A 19,955-nucleotide genomic window follows, 5' to 3' on the forward strand; every position below is an offset into this window, starting at 1 on the left:
ATTCACAGGCCGGCTCTTAAAAAGTGTGATGACTAAATCGACCGTCCTTTCCAGGTGACGCTGCTATCTCCCAGGTAATCTTTGGCGGAAATAACGGCTAGTAGCTGAAACCACAGGACACTGACAGGATGCAGCAAGCCGTACAGCGGGTTCCAGCCAAACCAGCGGGCCAGCAAAAATCGGTGGGCCAAGATCAGCAGAACGGGGATTCCCGCCCACATAAAAATGGCAACGGAACCGGCAGAGATAGCCCAAGCCAGCATGACGAAAGGGTAGACATATACCAACAAGTGGAGCAGTCCCATAAGTCCAAAGAAAGGGAGTCTGTATCCAAAGCCCGCCAGGAAATTTTTGCGAAAGCCTTCGCGAATCTCTTTTTCTGAACGATACATTCTGCAGCCTACGGCCCTGCTCCCGTAGTACATGCGCATGGAAAGACCGGCTGATTTTATTTTTTTGGCCAGTGCCACATCCTCAACAACCTGCGATTTCACGGATTGGTGTCCCCCGATTTTGTGGTAGCTATTTGCCTTGAACGCCATGAACTGTCCGCATGCCGCCGCGAATAACGGGGTGACTCTTGAATAAAGAAACGGGGGCATCCAGCGGGGTGCCCGAAAGACATAATGAACCGGCAACAGGCTCAAAAGAGCGTAATATACCAGTGGAATAAGCATTTTTTCCCAAAAGCTGCCCAGGACCTGCCGGGGCCATACAGTGACCATATCGACGACATCGCGCCCCATGGTCCGCACCACTCTTCCCACGGTCTGCTTCTCAAACCAGGTATCGGCATCGGCAAAGATCAGGATCTCGCCCTCGGCGGCCTCCGCAAGCTGCTGACACGCCCACGGCTTGCCCAGCCAGTCTGCGGGCTTGGGTTTGCCTTTCAGCAGCACAAGATTTTCGGAGCGGGGATGATTTTGTTTCAGGGAGGAGAGGATCGCTCCGGTCTTGTCGGTGGATTGATCGTCAAGGACCAGGACCTCCAGGTGGGGATATCGCTGGTCGAGTGCGGTCTCCACACATCGCCTGATATTGGATTCTTCATTCCGGGCAGGGATGCAGAGGCTTACTTTGGGAGATTCAGCGGTAAATGTAATACGCTCTGCGGGCGATAAAGAGGTGAAATTTTGCCGATTTCGCAGTAAAATGAACGAGGTTATAATCAAATAGCCGGAGGCAACGTATAAAAGATAGATCATATGGACAGGTTACAGGCTGTGTAAAAACTGGAAAATCGAAAAACTGCGTTATATTTCAGAGTAACAAGAATATACAATTTTACGTGGCGACCCATTATGCAGATACTCTCGAATTATACAAAAGATGTACGGTCCCCAAAGTTCAAGCCAGGTGCGTATGAGTGGTGGTATTTTGACGGTATCGACAGCACGGGAACCTACAGCTTTGTGATCATATTTTACGAGGGCAACCCTTTTTCGACGCGCTATATACAGCGTCTGAAGAACTGGAATCGTTCGGATGACGTCTACCCGGAGGAGCATCCGGCGGTGAGCATCTCCATCTACAAAGATCAAAAAACGATATATTACAGTTTTACTGAATTTGAGAAAGAGGATTGCGAGTTTGATTCGGACCATCCCAACCTCAAAGTCGGCAGGCACAGGATGCATTCTGTTGCCGATGAAAACAAGATCTCCTACCAGTTGACGCTGAATGAACAGCTTCCCTCGGGAGACGAAATCAGGGGGAGCATAACCTATGAGAGCCCCCGCCCCTCTGATGGGCTGCTTGAGGAGGCGCAGTCATTCGATGAGGTGGGCCATCTCTGGAACCTAGTTCAACCCCGCGCTGACGTAGCGGTCGACCTGCTCATTTCCGCCCGTGCGGAGTCCACCCGGCAAATTGTGTTTGAGGGGCGGGGATATCACGATCATAACATGGGCAACGAGCCGATGCGGAACGAATTTAATGAATGGTACTGGGGACGGTTTCACTTTGAGATGGGAACGCTGGTTTACTACGTGATGGACCGCAAAAATGAAAAGCAGCACCAGGCCTGGCTGCTAAGCCCGGATAACGCTGAACTGATTGCCACCTATCCCACTGTGGAGCTGCAGGACGAGGGGTGGAATCCTTTTGGCCTGCGTACCGCGCGCAAGCTGATGCTGAGCAATGAAAAAGCACATATCACAATACAGCAGGCCCGGGTGCTGGACAGCGGCCCCTTTTACCAGCGGTTTAGCAGCGACTCCTTTATCAATATTCCCGACAAAGACATTATGCAGGTGGCCGAAGGCATATCGGAGTATATCCGTCCAGACCGTATATACTGGCGCACGTTCTGGCCCCTGGTGAATATGCGCATCCGGTACAGCAACGAATCGCCCCACTGGGTTCAGCGGTCGAAACGTCTCTACCGGTGGACCTGGTGAAGCGGTGGGTAATCTCCAAATTTACATAAATCGTTCAAAACCGGTATCCTCAAATCCAGCCACAGAGCGGAGCCGTTCGAGCATGGAGCCAAGGCGGCGTTCAAAGAACCGGGTTTTCTCCTCGTTAGAGGCATCACATGGCGGAACGGCCGGCTCCCCGATCTCAATATGGAGTTCCGGCTTGTCGGACCGTATCGTATGGATGCAGATGGCGACAGGCACGAAATCGACCTCCGAACTCTTCACTTTTGAATGGAGCCATGCCAGCCCGCCCTGGAACTGTGGGGGATCTGGCAATGGCGTGATTTCGCCTTCTGGGTATATAAAGAGACTGGCGCCCGGCCGCTGCATCGATTGAACGGCATACCGCAGAGAAGTGATCGCTTTCCGGGGATGATCCCGGTTGATGGAAAACGCCCCGATTTTGCGGAAGAACCTGTACCGTTCCATCTGCCGGTCTTCCATCAGGGCACGCGCCTGCTGGTGGAAACGGAATTCATTGAGCAGCAGTGGTATCAAGCCATCCCACCAGGAGCTGTGATTCAGGAAATAAACCGTCTTTTGTCCGTTTTCCGGTTGATATCGCTGCCGAATCCAGACACGGCTGAAGCGCCGTTTAAACAGAAACCAGGTATACCATTTGAACAGGGCGATAAACCACTTTGACTCTTTGGCCGGTATAAATTCCACAGGTAGAAAGATTTTGTTGAACAAACGGATTGTGAATATCTTTAGCCGCTGACAAAGAATCCACCTGAACACAAAATTATACTGATGCTTCAGATTAATCCCGATATTCAAGCCTACGCCCGCGACCATACCACACCGGAACCGGAGTTAATGCAGGAACTGATCGAGGTTTCTGATCAAAACCTGGAATATATTGACATGCTCAGCGGACGCGTTGTGGGACGCCTGCTGAATATGCTGGTGAAAATGACCGGCTCGCGGCGCATTCTGGAGATCGGGATGTTTACCGGCTATTCGGCGCTGATGATGGCCGAGGCACTGCCAGACGACGGAAAGCTCATCACCTGTGACCTCAATGAAAAATATGCTTCCATAGCCCGTTCCTTTTTTGAGAGGAGTCAACATGGTCATAAAATCGAGGTTAGGATGGGAGAAGCCCTGGAAACACTCAAAACGCTTGAAGGGCCCTTCGATTTCATTTTTGTGGATGCCGACAAAGGAAACTATCCCAATTATTACCGGGAGACGCTCCCGATGCTGAAAAGGGGCGGTGTGATGGTCATCGATAATGTGTTCCTGGCGGAGAATGTACTGGCCCCCAATGACGAAAAGGCGGAAGCGGTAGACCAGCTCAATACGCTTATAGCGGAAGATGATAGCGTGGAACAGGTAATGCTGACTGAACGAGACGGGCTTACAATCGCCCGGAAATTGTAAAACAAAATCAATTAAATTGGTAAATTCAATGATGTCAGAATCTGGTGAATGAAGTCTCCCATGGACAACTTTGACACCTTTTTAAACCATTATAGTCAGACTTGCAACATTAAGGTGGCGGGAGACGTAGTAAAGGCCTTAAGGAGGAAAAATTATGGCAGAAAAAACAAGACAACGCTTTACAGAACATAACCTGGATTCACTCAGTGACTTTGAGGATCACGAACTGCAGGCCACAATGCAGGAGTTTCTCGAGGAAGAAAAAAAAGCCAACACCAATATCTGGAATGTTGCTACTATTGCCGGCATTGCTATGTTTTTCATCGGTATGGTGTACCTAATACAGGTCCTGGGGCTCCAGGTTGGTCCCGATCTCTCCGGGGTGATTGAAGTTCTGCCGATTATCGGCGGAGTGCTGGTAACATTTATCGGATTCGGTTTTTTGGTTGGTGATCGCAAAAAAGGCAAGTCAAAGAAGCAGCGCAATAAAAAAGATTTTGACAATTTTGACTTTGAGTACGACGAGGAAAGTGAACGTGCCGCTGAAGAGGAGTTTGGGCTTCACAACGATCTCGATAGTCGTTCATCGGGAAAAAAGCGGGATAAAAATGCGAAACGGGCAACCGACTATTATGCATACCGCCACGCAAAAAAGCTCTACAAATCCCGTTCTGATAAAAAATGGGCCGGCGTTTGCGGCGGACTGGCAAACTATTTCGGAATCAGTTCTACGGTCATACGACTGCTTTTCGTGATCACCTTTTTTGCGGGGTCCGGTACCTCACTTCTGGTATACCTGGCCCTGGCGATAGCCCTGGATAAAGAGCCGGTTGAATTTATGGATGATTTTTAGGCGAACCTTTTGGGTTCACGGTCTTTTTGCCGCTCATTTTCTTTAAATAAAGCCACCGAAAAATCCCGATGGTAATCCAAGGCCGCTTCCCGTAGCTTGGAACCCCATTAACTGCCTGAAATATCTGGACGTGAAGATCTCCAGCTAAGTTCCCTCCCGGCTTGTGGATTTGTGAACCGTTCCGGGTTAATGCAGCACCGACATGGTTTCGTTACGGACTGGTTATGAGTTGTTTGATTAAACGAATAACTAATTCCCGATTACCTATAACTACTTCTGCCGGTGAGTTGGGGGGCTTTGTTCGTACAGAAAAACATTTCTTGCCAGGAAAAAGGCTTTCGTGATTTTCTTGAGATAGGCTGACCAGTCTGAACCTCTTGTAGGCATTTCTCTTACAAATTCCCTATAGATTTCACCCTGCTCTACCGGGGAAGTCACTACAGGTATTCGTTCATTAAGAGGTTAAAATGGGATGACATTAGTTCATATATCCATGCTACCGAGCAATTCAATGTTAACTTCTAAAAATGTCGTAACTATGGCTGCTCAACCACATATCCTGATACTGGGAACCAATTTTGCCGGTTTAACTACGGCACGTTATATCCGCGAATTTGCAGGCGAAAATGCACGAATGACCTGCATTGACCGGAAACCATACCTGACATTTATCCCGAATATCCCGATTGAAGTCTGGAACAATAACAATCCGGAAACATCACTGCACATGCCTTTCATCAAGTTTCTGGAGCGTGACAATATTGATTTCATCCAGGCAGAGGTGGAAGCTATAGATGTTGAACGTAAGGCTGTTGAGTACAAGCCGGTTGAACGATCGGGTTCGGCAATTGAGGAAATTGACTATGATTATCTTGTCATAGCTGTGGGTAACAAACTGGCATTTGATGAAATTAAAGGTTTCGGAAAATACGGCCATACTTTTACCGACACCTATTATGGTGACAAGATTCGGAGACACCTGCACGAGGGCGGGTATAAAGGCGGACCGATTGCCATAGGATCAGATCTTTTTGTACAGGGAAAAAGTGATAAGCTGCCTGACGTGCCAGTGGCAGAGGCAGCCTGTGAAGGTCCTCCGGTTGAAATATCCTTTTCAATGGCCGAGTGGCTAAAAAAACGCGGGCTGGGAGGGGCTGAAAATATTACGATGTTTACCCCAGCCGAAGTGATCGCAGAAGATGCCGGTGAAAAAATTCTTGATGAGCTGCTGCCGATGGTAGAGGAGATGGGGTACGGCTACAGGGCACATACCCGGGGAATTAAAAGAATTTACGAGGACGGCATAGAGTTTAAAGACGGCAGCAGCCTGGAAGCTGAACTTAAGATCATATTCCCGAATTGGAGGGCGCATGACTTTCTGAGAGACCTGCCCATAACAGACGACCAGGGCTTTATCATAACGGATCTCTTTATGCGTAACCCCGATTATCCCGAAGTGTTTGCCGTGGGGGATGCCGCATCCATAACTGTTCCCAAATTGGGATCGCTGGGTCACCTGGAAGCGGAAGTACTCGCAAAAGTACTTGGAAAAGAAGTGGGAGGGTATCAGCCGAAAGAGGCTATTGAACCGCTCAAGTTTAAACTGGTCTGTATGGGAGATATGGGAGCACATACGGGTTTCTACATGCATACGGATGAGTGGTGGGGCGGAGATACCAGCATCCTGAAAATGGGTCATACTCCTCATTTGCTAAAGATGGGTTTTAAAACCATGTATTACACCCTCGGCGGAAAAATTCCGGGCTGGGGATTACCCGTTTCTGAATTTATTGCAGATCGTACGGTAATTTAAACCAGTGTGAAAAATGAGAGTTTTACTCACCTGAATAGGTGAAATGTATTGATAATGTGGAGTTCAGCATGGAAACCAAGGTATTCTCCGATCACAATTTCCGGACCATGAGACATGGTATCGTGTTAAACGGGCTGTGCCTCCCGAAGGATTGACTGATCTAAATTGGCCAAGCTGACAACTTGGTTACTGGGTATTTGTCCGATATTCGTTAAGCTGATCTACATTGCGTAATTTAATGTTGTGTTGATAATCTCACGCTGCATATTCCACAGGTTGGAACCTTTGGGGGATCCGTGGTACAGATTGCCAATAAGAAACGATAATTTCTCAACCGACCTGATCTAACCCCTTCACTTTGCCAGAAAATAATTATCATAAGAGAAATATAGGACCACAGGTATTCTGGCTGATTCCCCTGCTGGTTATCCCGCTGTGGCTGACGGCCTATCCGGAGACAACAGTCAAACACAGCGCCAAAGGATTTTTCATCTACTCCAGTCAACTGTTCGCACTTGCCGGCTTTGCTCTTTTTGCCGTTACATTTATACTGGCCGCCCGGATAAAATGGCTGGAATCTTGGTTCGGCGGGTTGGATAAAATGTATCATACCCATCACCGGATGGCCAATGTTGCTTTTGTCTTGCTGTTGTTTCATCCGATTTTGTTGGCAACAAGATGGATACCGCAGGATATAGCCAAGGTATTCTGGTATTTTTTCCCGGTACACCGCCGGTCGGCAGTCGATTTCGGCAGCTGGTCTTTGTGGGGATTGATTATCCTGATGTTGCTGACTTTGGTGATCAAACTCCCTTATGACAAGTGGAAGTTAACGCACAAATTTATGGGAGTAATATTTATCTTCGGGGTTATCCATCTGTTTTCGCTGGATAATCTGGCAACCGCCAACCCATTATTGTTGCTGTATCTGTTGATCCTGTCAGGTGCGGCTATAGCTGCATGGCTCTACAAATCATTCCTGCTGGAGCACGTACTCCAAAAACCCCAAGTTCAGGTTACAAATGTCGAACGGTTGAGTGACCAAGTAATGGAAATAGCTTTACAAGCAGAAGAAACCATAACTTTTACTCCCGGACAGTTTTACTTTTTTAGTTTTATTGCACCGGAGATTACGCGTGAAGCGCATCCATATACGGTTTGCAGTGCCTCTGGACAGAAGCAAATAAAAATAATGGTTAAGGCCCTGGGGGATTACACCCGCAATCTGTATAGAAATTTGGAAGCCGGCGCAACAGCATCGCTCGAAGGTCCATACGGTCGTTTCTATTACAGGAGGGAATCGAAAAACCAAGTATGGATAGCCGGAGGCGTGGGGATCGCTCCCTTTCTGAGCTGGATCAGAAATATGCGAGTGCAGGATTCAGATATCAAGACAGATTTGTACTACTGTGTAAACACTGAAGAGGAGGCCGTATATCTGGATGAATTTAAGGAGTTCGAGAAGCAATCTGCGAGTTTCAATATTCATCTGGTTTGTGCCGACCGCGAAGGTTTTTTGGATGCCCGGGACATTTCTGATCTGAAACAGAAAACCATTTATATCTGTGGTCCCCGACAGATGAGGCAGAAGTTATTGAGCGAGCTAAAGAAAATGAAACTATCGGAGAAGGATATTCACTACGAAGACTTTGATTTCTTTTAGTATGATATTTATTTCCTTTTTGGGCGTTAAAATTGTGTTTGCGGGGTTTGCTGAATGGAGATTCCCTCGCTTTAAACTCGTAAACCATGAATGGCTCTATGGAGAGAAAAACTATTTATCCGGATATCACGCCGTGCCCAACGGACAGTTTCATATTTCATATATCTTCAGATTGAGTGGTAGAAAATCGGTATGCAAATTGAATGTTAAAAAAAGCAGTCCAACGACTAAACTATGTCTCATCCATGTTTCAATAGAGTGAATAAGTGATTAAGCAGAAAAAATATAATGTATAGTGACGCAATAGAAATGCAGTTATTGTTAAGGATGGGTCTCATCCTGCTGCTTGGCTTTCTGGTTGGCATTGAGCGGGGATGGAGCTTTCAGAAAAAGAAGGAAGGAGAGCGTACGGCCGGTATCAGAACGTTTACGCTTATTGCCCTGTCCGGTGGATTTTGGGGAATTTTGTCTGAACATATAGACGGCATTATACTGGGATTCGCTCTGTTGGGGTTTGTCATTATTATAATGACTGGTTATTTCCATCACGCCAAAGAGACCGGTACCCTGGGTCTGACGACCGAAATCGCCGCCTTTCTAACCTTCACAATCGGTATTGCCGTCATCAAGGGATACATCATACTTTCGGTAAGTGTTACCATTATCATGGTATTGTTGCTTAGCATTAAACCGAGACTGCATAAATGGGTAAAAACGATAGAGCCTGAGGAACTCTATTCCGGAATCATTTTTCTCATTATTTCGGCAATTTTGCTTCCACTACTGCCTAATCAGGGATACGGGCCCTGGAATGTTTTGAATCCATTTGAGATATGGGGTATGGTGGTTCTGATTGCGGGCATATCCTATGTCGGCTTTTTTGCTATGAAATACCTGGGTAAAGAGAAGGGTATTTTGTTCACCTCATTTACAGGTTCGCTGGTTTCTTCTCTGGCAGTCACGGTTACACTGGGAAAATTTAGCAGTAAGGTGAAGTCAATAGATGTAGTGATAACCGGCATTCTTATAGCCACATTTACCGCCCTGGGAAGGGTACTGCTTTTGGCACTTCTGTTTAACCCTGCTCTAATCACAATTATAGGTCCTTCTGTTGCTGTCATGGCTATAGTGGCCCTGGGTGCTGCAATTTATATTAACAAAACAAGGGAGCCTGATAAATCTGTTAGCCAATTCAAGCTGCGCAATCCCCTGCAGTTGAGTACAGCTATCCAGTTTGGGATTGTTCTGGCAATGGTGATGTTGCTTTCTGAATTCAGCAGGCAGTGGTTTGGTGATACCGGCATCTACGGTTTATCACTGATATCCGGGATGATCGATATTGACTCGATTACTCTTACCCTCCTGGACATGGGAGGAGAAAATCTAGGCTCAAACATTGCCGCCAATGGGATTATCCTGGCTGCTATGACCAATACACTGGTTAAAGGGTTGATATTTACTTTTTTTATAGGATTTAAAAATGCATGGAAGCTGTTACTGTTCTGCCTGCTCATAGTTGTATCTGCCCTACCCGGAATGTTAGTCTGATTTTTATAAAACTTTGGAAAAGGCTTACAAAAAATTGTATTCCTATCATTCGGCAGCTGTCAGCCCTTTTTACCAATTATAAAGGTTACCTTTGCGTTGACTCTGTATTTGATCACTGAGTTATTCTCCACTATTGCTTGTATGTTTTCGCAATAAATACTCTTTATGTTATCGACTGTTTTTGAGGCTTCCGCGGCTACATTTTGTACGGCACCTTCCATGGTATCGCCTTCGCCTATTACTTCGATTACTTTTGCTAGTGACATATGATCCTCTTTTTTATTTTCGGTTTTAAGTAGTTATAATCTGTTTTCTTGTTTTCAGTCTATTCCCAATTCATCCTTAAGTGACTCGAGTTTTTTCTTGGAATTTTCCCACAGTTTCTGAAGATCTTTTTTTATAGAATCAAAAGCTTCTTCACTACTTTCTTCAATCCTGTTGAGTTCGTTCTTTATTTTAGGTCGGACTTCCTTAAGATTTTCAATTTTATCACGGTAGTCATTTACTAATTCCTCAAACCGTTCATCTATTTCTTCTTCAACTTTTTCCAGATCCCGGTCCCATTCTTTGAGTTTATTCGAAAGAGTGTCAATGTATTTTTCTCTTTTTGACTGCTTGATATTTTTCATAAGAATGTTTCTGTAATTAGTAAGATTGTTATGAAGGTTCGATTCCAATTCTAAAATTTTACTTCTGTCTGGCAAATGTCTGTTTCGGCAACAAGTGAATTATGAGCTTCATCCCAGCCCAAAATCTTTCATTTTTTTTCGGCTGACTATATAATTAATATCTATGTCCTTGATTATTCACAGGTTAAATCACTAAATATTTGGCGGGAGAAATACTACATCATTTTCTATTGCCAGGACCTTAATTGACTGGTTCCTGATGTATCAATCAATCATTTCTACCACTTTTGAAAGTGATTTTGCCTTTACTCTGTAGGAGGTTCTGCTAATTCTGCGCTTAGTCTGGAATATGCCGGGATTGAAGGATTGGAACCGACAGGGTAAAATAAACCGGGATATCGTATAAAACGACACGTTTGTAAAATTTTTCAAAAAATAAGAATGACCTCAAAATGAATGAATACAGGAGGGCTTTGTAAATCCAGGGGGGGGGACAGATTCAAAGCCTGAGCATATTTAAAACCACAGTTTATACCTCATAAATGAGGATTTCGAATTCGAAAAAATGCCGAAACTGGGCACAACAACAGTTTTGAAAAGCCTTCTATAAACAGATTGGAAATTAAATAACGTTTATTCAATAGAGGTGATGGGAATTGAATTCCTGCCTACTATTTTTGGGCTGTTAAAAATAGTACATTGTTGTTTTAAAATGGTCTTTTTGAATTCTACATGCGATATTCATTTTGGAAAAAGTTCAAGATGAATTTTTAATTTTTAAAAGACTCTATTTACAGTGTTTATCACCTTCGAAGGTATTGACGGCAGCGGTAAATCAACACATATCAACCTGGTACGCCATAAATTACAGGAGAACGGGTATCGCGTCGAGGTGTTCCGCGAGCCGGGAGGCACCGAGTTATCCGAAAACATTCGTTCACTATTGCTCAATTCCGATCTGGATATTGATCCGGTTTCCGAACTGTTACTGTTTTCTGCAGCGCGGGCACAGCTTATCTCAGAACGGGTACTCCCACTGCTTGATGAGGGCGCGGTTGTAATTCTGGATCGTTTTTATGATTCCACGACGGCCTACCAGGGATATGGGCGCGGCTCCGCCCCTTTGGAGTCGATTGCCCTGTTGAATGAGCTGGCAAGTCATCACCGCCAGCCCGATCTGACCTTCTACCTCCAAATTAGCCTCGAGGAGGCAAAAAAACGGATTCAGTCGCTTCCCAAAGACCGGATGGAAAAATCCGGGGATTCGTTTTTCAGGAAAGTCATCAAGGGATTTGAGAAACTGGCCGCTGCAGAAGACCGCATTGTAGCTATCGATTCGAGTCTTTCTCAAGAGCAGGTGCATGAGCTGATTTGGCATCGGATTTCGGAGGCGCTGCATCAAAACGAACATCCGGCTTGATCCAGTAAAACAGGGCGGGTAGCAAAACCAGGTCGCACAACAGGGCTGAAAGCACAGTTAGTCCCACAAGCATCCCCATGTACACGGTTGATATAAAAACACTGGTCAGCAGTGAGCCAAATCCCGCGATAAGGATAAGACTGGTAACCACAATTGCCTTGCCGGTCTTTATGGTTGTGAAATTCAGGGCCTCCGGCAGGGAACGTCCCCGTTTCATCTCTATTCGGAGGCGCGCCAGGTAGTGAATAGAATCATCCACTGCAATACCAAACGCAATGGTGAATATCACCGCCGTGGAAGCTTTGATATCAATACCGGCAAATCCCATAAAACCCGCCACCATCAGCAGGGGCAGGATGTTCGGGACGAGCGAGATAAAAACCATTCGGGCATTTTTGAACAGCAGGGCCATGATAATTGAGATGAGACCGAAAGCCAGCAGAATGCTTTTGAACAGTGAGTTTACGATCTTCCCGTTGAGATTGGCGCTCAGTATCGTGCTGCCGGTAAGAGTCACTTCATTCTCGGGAAATGCTTCCCGCAGGTAGCTCTGCAGCGAGTCGCGGAGCAGGTTGATCTGATAGGATCCCACATCAAATACATTGGCAGCTACACGGACCTGCTGGTAGGAAAAGTCGCTAAAACGGGGGAGGAGATCCGATTCATTGAATTCGAGCAACAAAATATACTGGGCGATCAGCTGTTCGTCTTGAGGCAGCGGCCGCTCGCGATACTGTTCCGGGGCCATCGCCTGGTGGACCTCTTTCAGCAATGTGTTGATCGAGATGACCCGGTCGACCTCGGGATGTTGCTCCAGGTACCGGGTAAACGTCTCCACTTTTTGGAGAAACCCGGGGTCCATAATCCCGTTTTCTGATCCCGTGTTAATGACGAATTCCATGGGATAGGGCGGAGTCAAATGCTGACTGAAAAACTCGGCATCCCTGATAGGCTGGGTATCCCGGCCGAGCTCGTCAAAAACTTTTCCGTTTACTTTGAGCAGGAATATACCGCTGCCGAGGCTAAGGGTGAGCAGAAGCGAGCCAATCACAATTTTTTTGTAGTGCTGCCGGTTGAATGAACTTATTCTCCGGAGCCCCCGGGTGAAAAAGTTGAACAGGCGGGCGCTTTTATGCCCGAATATCTTTTGACTGCCCGACATGGTAAGCACCGAGGGGAGGAACGTGATGGTAATGAAAAATGCTGCCAGGACTCCCACAGCGGTATAGATACCGAAGCGCTGCATCGGAACGATAGTGCTGGTAACCAGCGTGCCAAACCCGATGGCTGTTGTGATACTGGTCAGAAATGTGGCGCTGCCAAGCGTGAGAAGCATTTCAACAATGGATTGCCGCTTGTCCAGTCCATCCATGCGGGCATCATCGTATTTCGAAATCATGTGGATGGAATCGGCAATCCCCACGCAAAGCAGAATCGGAGCGATAGTGCTCGACATGACCTCGAAATATCCCCCCGTCAACTGCATGATCGCCAACGTAAACAGGATCGTCAGCCAGACGATCAGCATCGGGAAAAGCACACCGAGTTTACTGCGGTATAGAAGCCAGAGCAACAGGATAATCAGAACGGATGAGAGAGATATATAGAATGTAATTTCATCATTCAGGTAGTTGACATACTGGTTGCGGTAATAGGGAATCCCGGAAAGCTTGAAGTCGTACCTGGAGCGGTACTGATCCAGAATATCGTTGAGCTGGTTGATCACTTGTTGCCGGGTATCGAAATTGTTTTGGTCGCCGGCAATTTCCAGGTAGAAAGCGGTAACGGTCGCCTGCTCGTTGATTAGAAAGCCTTCAATAAGTGAATCGCTCGTCAGGGCCGTACGGATACTATCGGTTGAGACGAAGTTCAAATCTGCTGCCTGAAGGTAGGGTTCGAACTCGAGGCTGGCCCTATCTCCGCGGATATGTTCGGCCGACCACAAGCTCCGGACTTCCGTCACCAGCGGGATCATTTTCACGGAGTCAACTATTGAGCTTAAATCGGTGAGCACGGAAGGAGAGAGTAAAGAATGGTGCCTGAATCCTACCATGATGGTGTTGTCATCCCGGCCAAACTCCTGTTCAAGATACTCGTAATCCCTGATGGTGGGATCCTGTTTTGGGAAAAAATTCTCCAGGTTGAAGTCGGTTCGGATATTCAGCGCGGGGTACAACGCGGCAAGGACCAGGACCCCAGAGATAACCAGGATCGGTTTTGGATGATGAAGGATAAATTGGGCGAACCGTCTCAATATTATTGGCTTGTTTCCGAATGAAAAGCGATAACCAGAACCTGCATCAATTCATTCCGGGAAAGTCCCGGGCCGATTCACCTGGCACAATGTACAAAATCAGTATTAGTATGAAGAGGTCTAGTTCTATATTGGCCCTGGTATAGCCCCGCAAAATCCAGGTTATGTTGAAGCTTTCAACAGGGAGGGGGATGTAATGCAACCGATTGGACAGTGGCATAGAAATCTACCAAATTGCAGTGGAATTACTCAAGAGGGCAGGGAGCGTGGTCCCCGTTTTCGTCGAAGCAGCACCTGTAAGGCAGGATCTTGCTAACAATGCCGGCCAGATATCCCGCTCCGCTGGTAACGTTTGAAACGCCTTCAGGCATGGAGATCAGGTCTTCATCAATTGATCCCATCGGTGGCCAGTTCGGTCCACCGGCCGCTACAAAGATCTCTTTTCGGGTGTAGCCATCAGTATTATGCTCACCCAAAGCGGCCAGGTCTTCTGCCGGGTCTATAGCCACCACATAGTCGTCCGATCTGCGGCTTACAGTATCGCGGATGTGAGGAACGACGACGATTTCTCCCGATTCGGTATGGAAGCGGGTATGCACGTCAGCCAGCTTTTTTATCCCGTTGATATACACATAGTCGAATCCTGAACGCCCCATCTGAACTACGGGTGTTGGAAAATCCTCCGGGAGCGTCACGGTTGCACTGCTGGTGGCTCCATCTGAACGTTCTGCAGTAAGCCGGTACGTTTCTCCCGCTTTAATATTCATCGTCGACCAGTAGTTTACCGCGTGAGTATATACAAATTCAAACAGCGAGTCCTTCATAACCGCAGACTGGCCGCTTTCCGGATGTTCGAGAACAACAGTTGCAGGGGCATCCCGTTTGAGATCGACCGACTTTCGTATCGGCATCACCCGAACCCACTGGGTATCCGCAGAAGCATCCAGGTATCCCTGAATCGCAAAAATATATTCATCGTCATCGCTCACTGGGTTGAAGGCCGGGTCGCAGCTCATGAAACCTGAAGTGGCAAATACCAAAACCAGAATAAACGGGTATAAACTAAAAGGTTGATGGCGTTTTTTATTTTGGATCATCAATTGCAACATTGTATGCAGGTCAAAAATCCAGTGAGCCGGGTTCGTATTTTATTGAAAAGTAGGGGGTAAACGACAGCTGGTCGACGCCCCGGTTGTTGTATACATCATAGTAAAACAGGTTTTCCTGGTCATATAAATTGATGGCGCCCACCTGAATATTCAGGCGGCCGGAGGACAGCGCAAGGCTCCGTTCCGCCGATATATCCATCCGGTGGGTGACGGGCAAACGTCCCCTTTGGGTGATCACGCGCTGGGTACCGGGATCCTGCCGCGTAATAGGCAGATGTTCTGAAAACGGGAGGGCTTCAAAAAAACCTTGTGGCTGTATGAAGGGAAAACCGGTCCCCAGTTGCCAGCGTAGTCCCACGGTATATCCTCCGTGTTCCAGGCTGGCCAGGAAGTTGACCTGGTGCCGCTGGTCGTGGGGTGGGTGAAATCGTCTGTCGGAATCCCCCGCCCAGTCGCTTACGTTTCCAGCCCGGGTTTCATATTCAGTCCAGCTGTAACCATACCCAAGTAACCCGTAAAACAGGCCGGACTGATACTCCAGGCGAATATCGCCGCCCAGCACATATCCTTCAGCGGGAACAAGGTCGGTGGTAAAGCGGGTGGTGGAATTTCGGGTGGGCACCGACAGGTTTTGCAAACGCTTATAGTAGCTTTCTATCGACCACTCTAACCCCGTCCGGACCGATTGCTGCCAGCCCAGCAGTCCATGCCAAGCTTCCATTTCAGCTCCTCCTGTTGGGACCGGCATCCATGTTTTAAAAACTGATCCCGCATCCCGCTTGTCGCTGATGCCGGTAACCGGCTGCCGATATATTCCGCCTGCCAAATGCAATGTTTCGCGTTCAAGCCCCCGCGGCTGCCATGAGAGCCGAAGCCGGGGTTCAATGCTGACGGGAAATGAGTTGCGATAAATGGTGACTGCACTTCCCGGTTGAATCATAACCCGGCTGCCGACGGGAATGGTGGCCTTGGCATAGGCACCGGAACTGGCCAGGTGGTTGAAATCTGATTGAGGTCCTCCGAATAGCTCACTCATCTCGTAATTGAACGTAGTGGTGCGAAAAAACATGCCGTAATCAACCCGAATTTGATCAAAGTAGCGACTCAGGTTTACGTCCAGGTTTACCCTTGTGGCCCGTGAAGTTCGCTCCGGGTTTTCGCTGCCACCTGCTGCGCTGGATACGTAAGAAAGTCCGGCGTTGATATCGAACAGCAGGTCAGATCCTTCCGGAAGGGCCACACAGCGTCCGCCGGCCACCAGGTTTTTCCACCTGATGACATCATTCTCCTGCTCGTCAAGGCGGCCGCGGTCATAGGTTCGGACACCTGTGACAGAACACCGCGAATTGTTGTTGCCAAAGAAACTCGTTTTCAGATACTGGCTTTCGAAATGCAGCGGCTGGGAACCTCCCGGCCACCAGGGGCTTGTCTGCTCTATCAATGAACGGCGAACTGATCCGATCCAGGATGATTTCCCTTCTGAAAGGGGCCCCTCAACTACCACTTCTCCGAGAAAAGGACTTGCGGAAGCGGTGCCTTCGGCTTCATTTCTGTTACCATCTTTCATCGCAATATCGAGGACTGACGAGATTCGGCTGGTGTACCGGGGGCCGAAACCACCCGCATAAAAGTCGGCCGAGGCGACCAGCTCTTCCGGAAAAGTGGAGAAAAATCCAAGGATGTGGAACGGCTGGTAGATCATCGTACCGTCTACAAGCACCATGTTTTGGGAGGGTGTTCCGCCCCGGATATAGAGTTGTCCTCCCCGGTCACCGGCTGTCACCACGCCCGGAAGCGTCTGGAGGTAGCTGGCCAGGTCTCCTCCGCCGGCAGGAGTGGGCACTCTGCTCAGATCTGTGGCTGATACTTTCTGTCGTCCTCCTTCCAGTCGGGCCGCCCCCCCGGACGCCACAACCAGTTCATCCAGCCGTTCGCTGTCTGGCCGCAGGGAGATGCTGAATGTAAGATTTTGATCGCGTTTAATGGTGAGGGTATCCTGGTACGGCATGTAGCCTACATAGCTAATACGCAAGACATAATTCCCGGGTGTTATATTGCTGATCTGGTAAAACCCGTTGGCGTCGGTTGCCCGCCCTTTGACCTGCCGGGTGTCTGTCAGCTGCAAGACGACATTTGCGCCCTCCAGCGGTTGTCCGCTCTGGGCGTCGTTGATCAGCCCCCGTACGGAAGCGGTCTGCGCTGTGGCGCTGCCAAGGGCAAGCATAAAAAATACCACGGCAAGAAGTATCCGAACCACGATATTTTTTGCTGGTTCAAAACGGATGGAAAACAGGGATATACCTGGGAAAAGAGGAGCCTGCCGGAGTATCAGTTTATCGCTCACGTTATATGATGTTGGAGTTTAAAAGCAGGTCTTCGGTATATTTCAGTTGACCAAGATCAGGAGATAGCACGTACCGGCAAAAAACGTAGAATTGACAGAGATTGAATCATGGTTTATGATCATTAAATATTAAAGAATTATCATCCCAAAAATCAACGGCTTCAACACCTGTCCCGGTTGTAATATCAGGAATAAAGTCGAAAAATATCCGTATTCCACAAATACCTGTTTCCCTAATCAGCCATTGAATACACTAGCCCGGGATTTCTCACCAAGAAATTTGTCCTTCAACGCAGTTGAAAGGCCAATTTCGCAGCCTATTACAGACTGTAATGATGATTTGGCAGTAAAAATTGGTATAAGTTATTGTAAACCATAAAGTTATAGTAATTTATCCAAAATACTTGTGAGAAATGCGGGCTAGAAATAGGCCGTAACCTGAAGGTACCCGAAGCTGTTTGAAGAATAGTTTTCAAAAGAAAGATGCCCGTAAAAAGGCTCTGGTTCAGGTCCGCCGAAGAGATGAGTGCCAAGGGAGGCTTCGAAGCTGTCAATTCCGGAATAGGTTATTTCCGGGTTGACCCAGAAATCCCGCCCGTCGATATTATAGCGACCGAAACCCCGGAACTCCAGTTTATCTCTCAAAAAACTGCGCTGCAGCAGCAGGGTGGCGTAGCGGTAGTGTTGCTTTTGCAAAAGCTCATCGTCATGACCAAAGATAAACTCACTGATAACCTGTGTGCCGATGGTCCATCCCCCGGTCTCATATTCCAGGCCCGCCATGCCGATCAGCCAGGGTTGGTCTGCCAGGAATCCGTCATCATTGCGGCTGAACGCCTCTTTCAGGCGTAATTGTTCGCCGGGACTTGGATTTTCATAATTGATTTCCTGCAGGTCCTCAGGAAGGTAATCGAACGAGCGGTGCGTATAGAACGAGGATTCGGATTTAAATAATAATCGATTGCCCAGCTGCACGACGCCGGAATAGAAAAAAACCAGGCTTTGCGTAAAATGTTCCTGAAGATGCAGATTTCCGTGAGTACCGGGCTCCGCCTGGAACGTTTTGTAGTACCCGGGATTGGGATAATGCCAGTAGAGAATTCCCAGGTCGAGATCATAGTGCAGGTTGGAGCGCATCGCCAGCCTGCCTGCCGCCTGAGCGTTTTTTAGGGCGGGCTCTCGGCGAAATTGTTGAAATTGAACGGGCAGATCTCCATCGAAAAAGGTTCTCGCGAACCACCGGTCTCCCGGTTCAGGAGTCTTATTGGGACTAAACACCGGATTGACGACCAGCTGCAGGTAGTCACTGCCAAAATACCTGTAGTATGTCAAAGCATCTACTCCTGTGCGGATATCGGAAAAACTACGCGTTAAAAATTCCGACAAATCTGCCGGTGATACCAGGTCGGTAACAAACGCCCCATCCGTACGGCCCCACGCTATGATCTGTCGCCCCAGGCGCAGATCGCTTTTTTTGAAAAAGAGTTCAACATAGGCCTCCCGTAAGCGGTATGATAATGAGTCGACAGATCGATGATAATAATTCTGAACATCGTTGGAGACCACAATCTGTCCGGCAGAAAGCGAATGACGCAAGTTAAGCCTGAACCGGTTACGTCCCACCAGGATATTATGGTCGGGCACCGTTTGCACAGCATTGTAGTTGCGGATAAATCCGGTGAATTTGGTTTGAGCATAACTTTCTGAAGGGAAACCAAATAAATAGAAAATGCCAAAACTGAACAGAACGGTAAATAAACGGGGATAAAGCTTCACGAATAGGGGGTTGATTTTTTTAAGTATTTTTCAGGGGTTCAAATCGTAAATAAATTGCTGATGAAGCAAAAAATGCTTAAATTTATTGCATTGTGGGTGCTTCCTACGAAGTGACTTAATTAGTCATCATTCAAATGCTAACCTTTCAATTTCGAAGAAAGAATTACTATGGCGCACGAAAGAATTGAAGTAGATTTACCTCTAGCCAAAGTTTATGAATATCTAAGCGATCCGCTCTACTTTCCTCACCTGTTAGAACGAATAGATAAAGTTAATAAAGTTAACTCTCAAACGTTTGAATTTGCAACTCAAATAGGTGGCGAAGAGTTTCAATGGACAACCAATATTATTGACAATCTTCGCAATACGCGGTTTGCCTGGATAACCATCAACGGCAATTTGAATCAAACCGGTACTATTCGGTTTACTCCGCTTGACAACGGAGAGCGTACTCGTGTTGACTTCAGCCTGGATTATCGGACCTTCTATGGTGAGCCTGAAGAGGACTTGGCTGCATTTATTCAAGCTCTTCCGGCCCAGTTGAAAAAAGACCTGGATCGTTTTAAATCAGAAGCCGAAAGTAACAAGTATAAAGAAAAAGCCGATGCGACTTTGGCAGAAATTGAAGCCGAAGAGGAGGAGGCTGAAGCTGAGGAGGACGAGGTTACAGTCTAAGGTAAGCCTTGACATATTATAAAAAAATGCGTGCTTTACGGCACGCATTTTTTGTTTAAAGAAAC

Annotated in this window: 16 protein-coding genes; 8 read left to right on the forward strand and 8 right to left on the reverse strand. The window is 47.4% G+C overall.

What is annotated here, in order from left to right:
• Positions 1 to 32: 32 nt before the first annotated feature.
• Positions 33 to 1,205, reverse strand: coding sequence for a glycosyltransferase (locus ACG2E4_RS05425; RefSeq protein ID WP_395275930.1), 1,173 nt, complete (start codon positions 1,203 to 1,205; stop codon positions 33 to 35).
• Between the two features lie 96 nt (positions 1,206 to 1,301).
• Between ACG2E4_RS05425 and ACG2E4_RS05430 the strand changes: the two genes are divergently transcribed.
• The gene (locus ACG2E4_RS05430) at positions 1,302 to 2,399 is read left to right on the forward strand and encodes a hypothetical protein (RefSeq protein ID WP_395275931.1); all 1,098 of its coding nucleotides are present in this window, start codon (positions 1,302 to 1,304) and stop codon (positions 2,397 to 2,399) included.
• A 21-nt stretch (positions 2,400 to 2,420) separates the two neighbouring features.
• Here the strand turns inward: ACG2E4_RS05430 and ACG2E4_RS05435 are convergent, their stop codons facing one another.
• Complete coding sequence (locus ACG2E4_RS05435; protein ID WP_395275932.1) at positions 2,421 to 3,089, reverse strand: lysophospholipid acyltransferase family protein; 669 nt, start codon at positions 3,087 to 3,089, stop codon at positions 2,421 to 2,423.
• An 84-nt stretch (positions 3,090 to 3,173) separates the two neighbouring features.
• Between ACG2E4_RS05435 and ACG2E4_RS05440 the strand changes: the two genes are divergently transcribed.
• The 5 genes from ACG2E4_RS05440 (at position 3,174) to ACG2E4_RS05460 (ending at position 9,683) form a co-directional block, all read left to right on the forward strand.
• On the forward strand, positions 3,174 to 3,806 hold the full coding sequence (locus tag ACG2E4_RS05440) for an O-methyltransferase (RefSeq protein WP_395275933.1): 633 nt from the start codon (positions 3,174 to 3,176) through the stop codon (positions 3,804 to 3,806).
• Positions 3,807 to 3,960: 154 nt separating this feature from the next.
• The gene (locus tag ACG2E4_RS05445) at positions 3,961 to 4,659 is read left to right on the forward strand and encodes a PspC domain-containing protein (RefSeq protein WP_395275934.1); all 699 of its coding nucleotides are present in this window, start codon (positions 3,961 to 3,963) and stop codon (positions 4,657 to 4,659) included.
• A gap of 538 nt (positions 4,660 to 5,197) precedes the next feature.
• On the forward strand, positions 5,198 to 6,472 hold the full coding sequence (locus tag ACG2E4_RS05450) for an NAD(P)/FAD-dependent oxidoreductase (protein WP_395275935.1): 1,275 nt from the start codon (positions 5,198 to 5,200) through the stop codon (positions 6,470 to 6,472).
• A gap of 358 nt (positions 6,473 to 6,830) precedes the next feature.
• Positions 6,831 to 8,135 carry a ferric reductase-like transmembrane domain-containing protein gene (locus ACG2E4_RS05455; RefSeq protein ID WP_395275936.1) on the forward strand — a complete coding sequence of 435 codons (1,305 nt, stop codon included), beginning with the start codon at positions 6,831 to 6,833 and terminating at the stop codon, positions 8,133 to 8,135.
• Between the two features lie 288 nt (positions 8,136 to 8,423).
• Positions 8,424 to 9,683 (forward strand): MgtC/SapB family protein, encoded by a 1,260-nt coding sequence (locus tag ACG2E4_RS05460; protein ID WP_395275937.1) that lies wholly within the window; start codon positions 8,424 to 8,426, stop codon positions 9,681 to 9,683.
• A gap of 59 nt (positions 9,684 to 9,742) precedes the next feature.
• On the opposite strand, the gene ACG2E4_RS05465 is transcribed toward ACG2E4_RS05460, so the two are convergent.
• Both ACG2E4_RS05465 and ACG2E4_RS05470 read right to left on the reverse strand, forming a co-directional pair.
• A complete protein-coding gene (locus ACG2E4_RS05465) occupies positions 9,743 to 9,949 on the reverse strand; it encodes a dodecin family protein (RefSeq protein ID WP_395275938.1) in 207 nt (68 codons plus the stop codon).
• Between the two features lie 54 nt (positions 9,950 to 10,003).
• Complete coding sequence (locus tag ACG2E4_RS05470; protein WP_395275939.1) at positions 10,004 to 10,312, reverse strand: hypothetical protein; 309 nt, start codon at positions 10,310 to 10,312, stop codon at positions 10,004 to 10,006.
• A 796-nt stretch (positions 10,313 to 11,108) separates the two neighbouring features.
• Between ACG2E4_RS05470 and tmk the strand changes: the two genes are divergently transcribed.
• Positions 11,109 to 11,732 (forward strand): dTMP kinase, encoded by a 624-nt coding sequence (gene tmk / locus ACG2E4_RS05475; protein WP_395260984.1) that lies wholly within the window; start codon positions 11,109 to 11,111, stop codon positions 11,730 to 11,732.
• On the opposite strand, the gene ACG2E4_RS05480 is transcribed toward tmk, so the two are convergent.
• From ACG2E4_RS05480 to ACG2E4_RS05495, 4 genes are all read right to left on the reverse strand, one after another.
• Entirely contained in the window at positions 11,641 to 13,986 is a 2,346-nt protein-coding gene (locus ACG2E4_RS05480; protein WP_395275940.1) for an RND family transporter, read from the reverse strand. The genes tmk and ACG2E4_RS05480 overlap by 92 nt on opposite strands.
• Before the next feature lie 245 nt (positions 13,987 to 14,231).
• The gene (locus ACG2E4_RS05485; protein ID WP_395275941.1) at positions 14,232 to 14,975 is read right to left on the reverse strand and encodes a hypothetical protein; all 744 of its coding nucleotides are present in this window, start codon (positions 14,973 to 14,975) and stop codon (positions 14,232 to 14,234) included.
• A 130-nt stretch (positions 14,976 to 15,105) separates the two neighbouring features.
• On the reverse strand, positions 15,106 to 17,439 hold the full coding sequence (locus tag ACG2E4_RS05490) for a carboxypeptidase-like regulatory domain-containing protein (RefSeq protein WP_395275942.1): 2,334 nt from the start codon (positions 17,437 to 17,439) through the stop codon (positions 15,106 to 15,108).
• Between the two features lie 420 nt (positions 17,440 to 17,859).
• A complete protein-coding gene (locus ACG2E4_RS05495; protein WP_395275943.1) occupies positions 17,860 to 19,215 on the reverse strand; it encodes a DUF1302 family protein in 1,356 nt (451 codons plus the stop codon).
• Between the two features lie 168 nt (positions 19,216 to 19,383).
• Between ACG2E4_RS05495 and ACG2E4_RS05500 the strand changes: the two genes are divergently transcribed.
• On the forward strand, positions 19,384 to 19,890 hold the full coding sequence (locus ACG2E4_RS05500; RefSeq protein ID WP_395259857.1) for an SRPBCC family protein: 507 nt from the start codon (positions 19,384 to 19,386) through the stop codon (positions 19,888 to 19,890).
• The last annotated feature ends 65 nt before the right edge of the window (positions 19,891 to 19,955 follow it).

The organism is Halalkalibaculum sp. DA384 (genome assembly GCF_043951955.1).
In the GTDB taxonomy this organism is placed as follows: domain Bacteria; phylum Bacteroidota; class Rhodothermia; order Balneolales; family Balneolaceae; genus JAMQKA01.

Excerpts from the sequence above, each read along its gene's own strand:
- ACG2E4_RS05425 (WP_395275930.1), bottom strand. The coding sequence starts at position 1,205 with ATGATCTATCTTTTATACGTTGCCTCCGGCTATTTGATTATAACCTCG.
- ACG2E4_RS05430 (WP_395275931.1), top strand. The coding sequence starts at position 1,302 with ATGCAGATACTCTCGAATTATACAAAAGATGTACGGTCCCCAAAGTTC.
- ACG2E4_RS05440 (WP_395275933.1), top strand. The coding sequence starts at position 3,174 with ATGCTTCAGATTAATCCCGATATTCAAGCCTACGCCCGCGACCATACC.
- ACG2E4_RS05445 (WP_395275934.1), top strand. The coding sequence starts at position 3,961 with ATGGCAGAAAAAACAAGACAACGCTTTACAGAACATAACCTGGATTCA.
- ACG2E4_RS05450 (WP_395275935.1), top strand. The coding sequence starts at position 5,198 with ATGGCTGCTCAACCACATATCCTGATACTGGGAACCAATTTTGCCGGT.
- ACG2E4_RS05460 (WP_395275937.1), top strand. The coding sequence starts at position 8,424 with ATGTATAGTGACGCAATAGAAATGCAGTTATTGTTAAGGATGGGTCTC.
- ACG2E4_RS05465 (WP_395275938.1), bottom strand. The coding sequence starts at position 9,949 with ATGTCACTAGCAAAAGTAATCGAAGTAATAGGCGAAGGCGATACCATG.
- ACG2E4_RS05470 (WP_395275939.1), bottom strand. The coding sequence starts at position 10,312 with ATGAAAAATATCAAGCAGTCAAAAAGAGAAAAATACATTGACACTCTT.
- ACG2E4_RS05500 (WP_395259857.1), top strand. The coding sequence starts at position 19,384 with ATGGCGCACGAAAGAATTGAAGTAGATTTACCTCTAGCCAAAGTTTAT.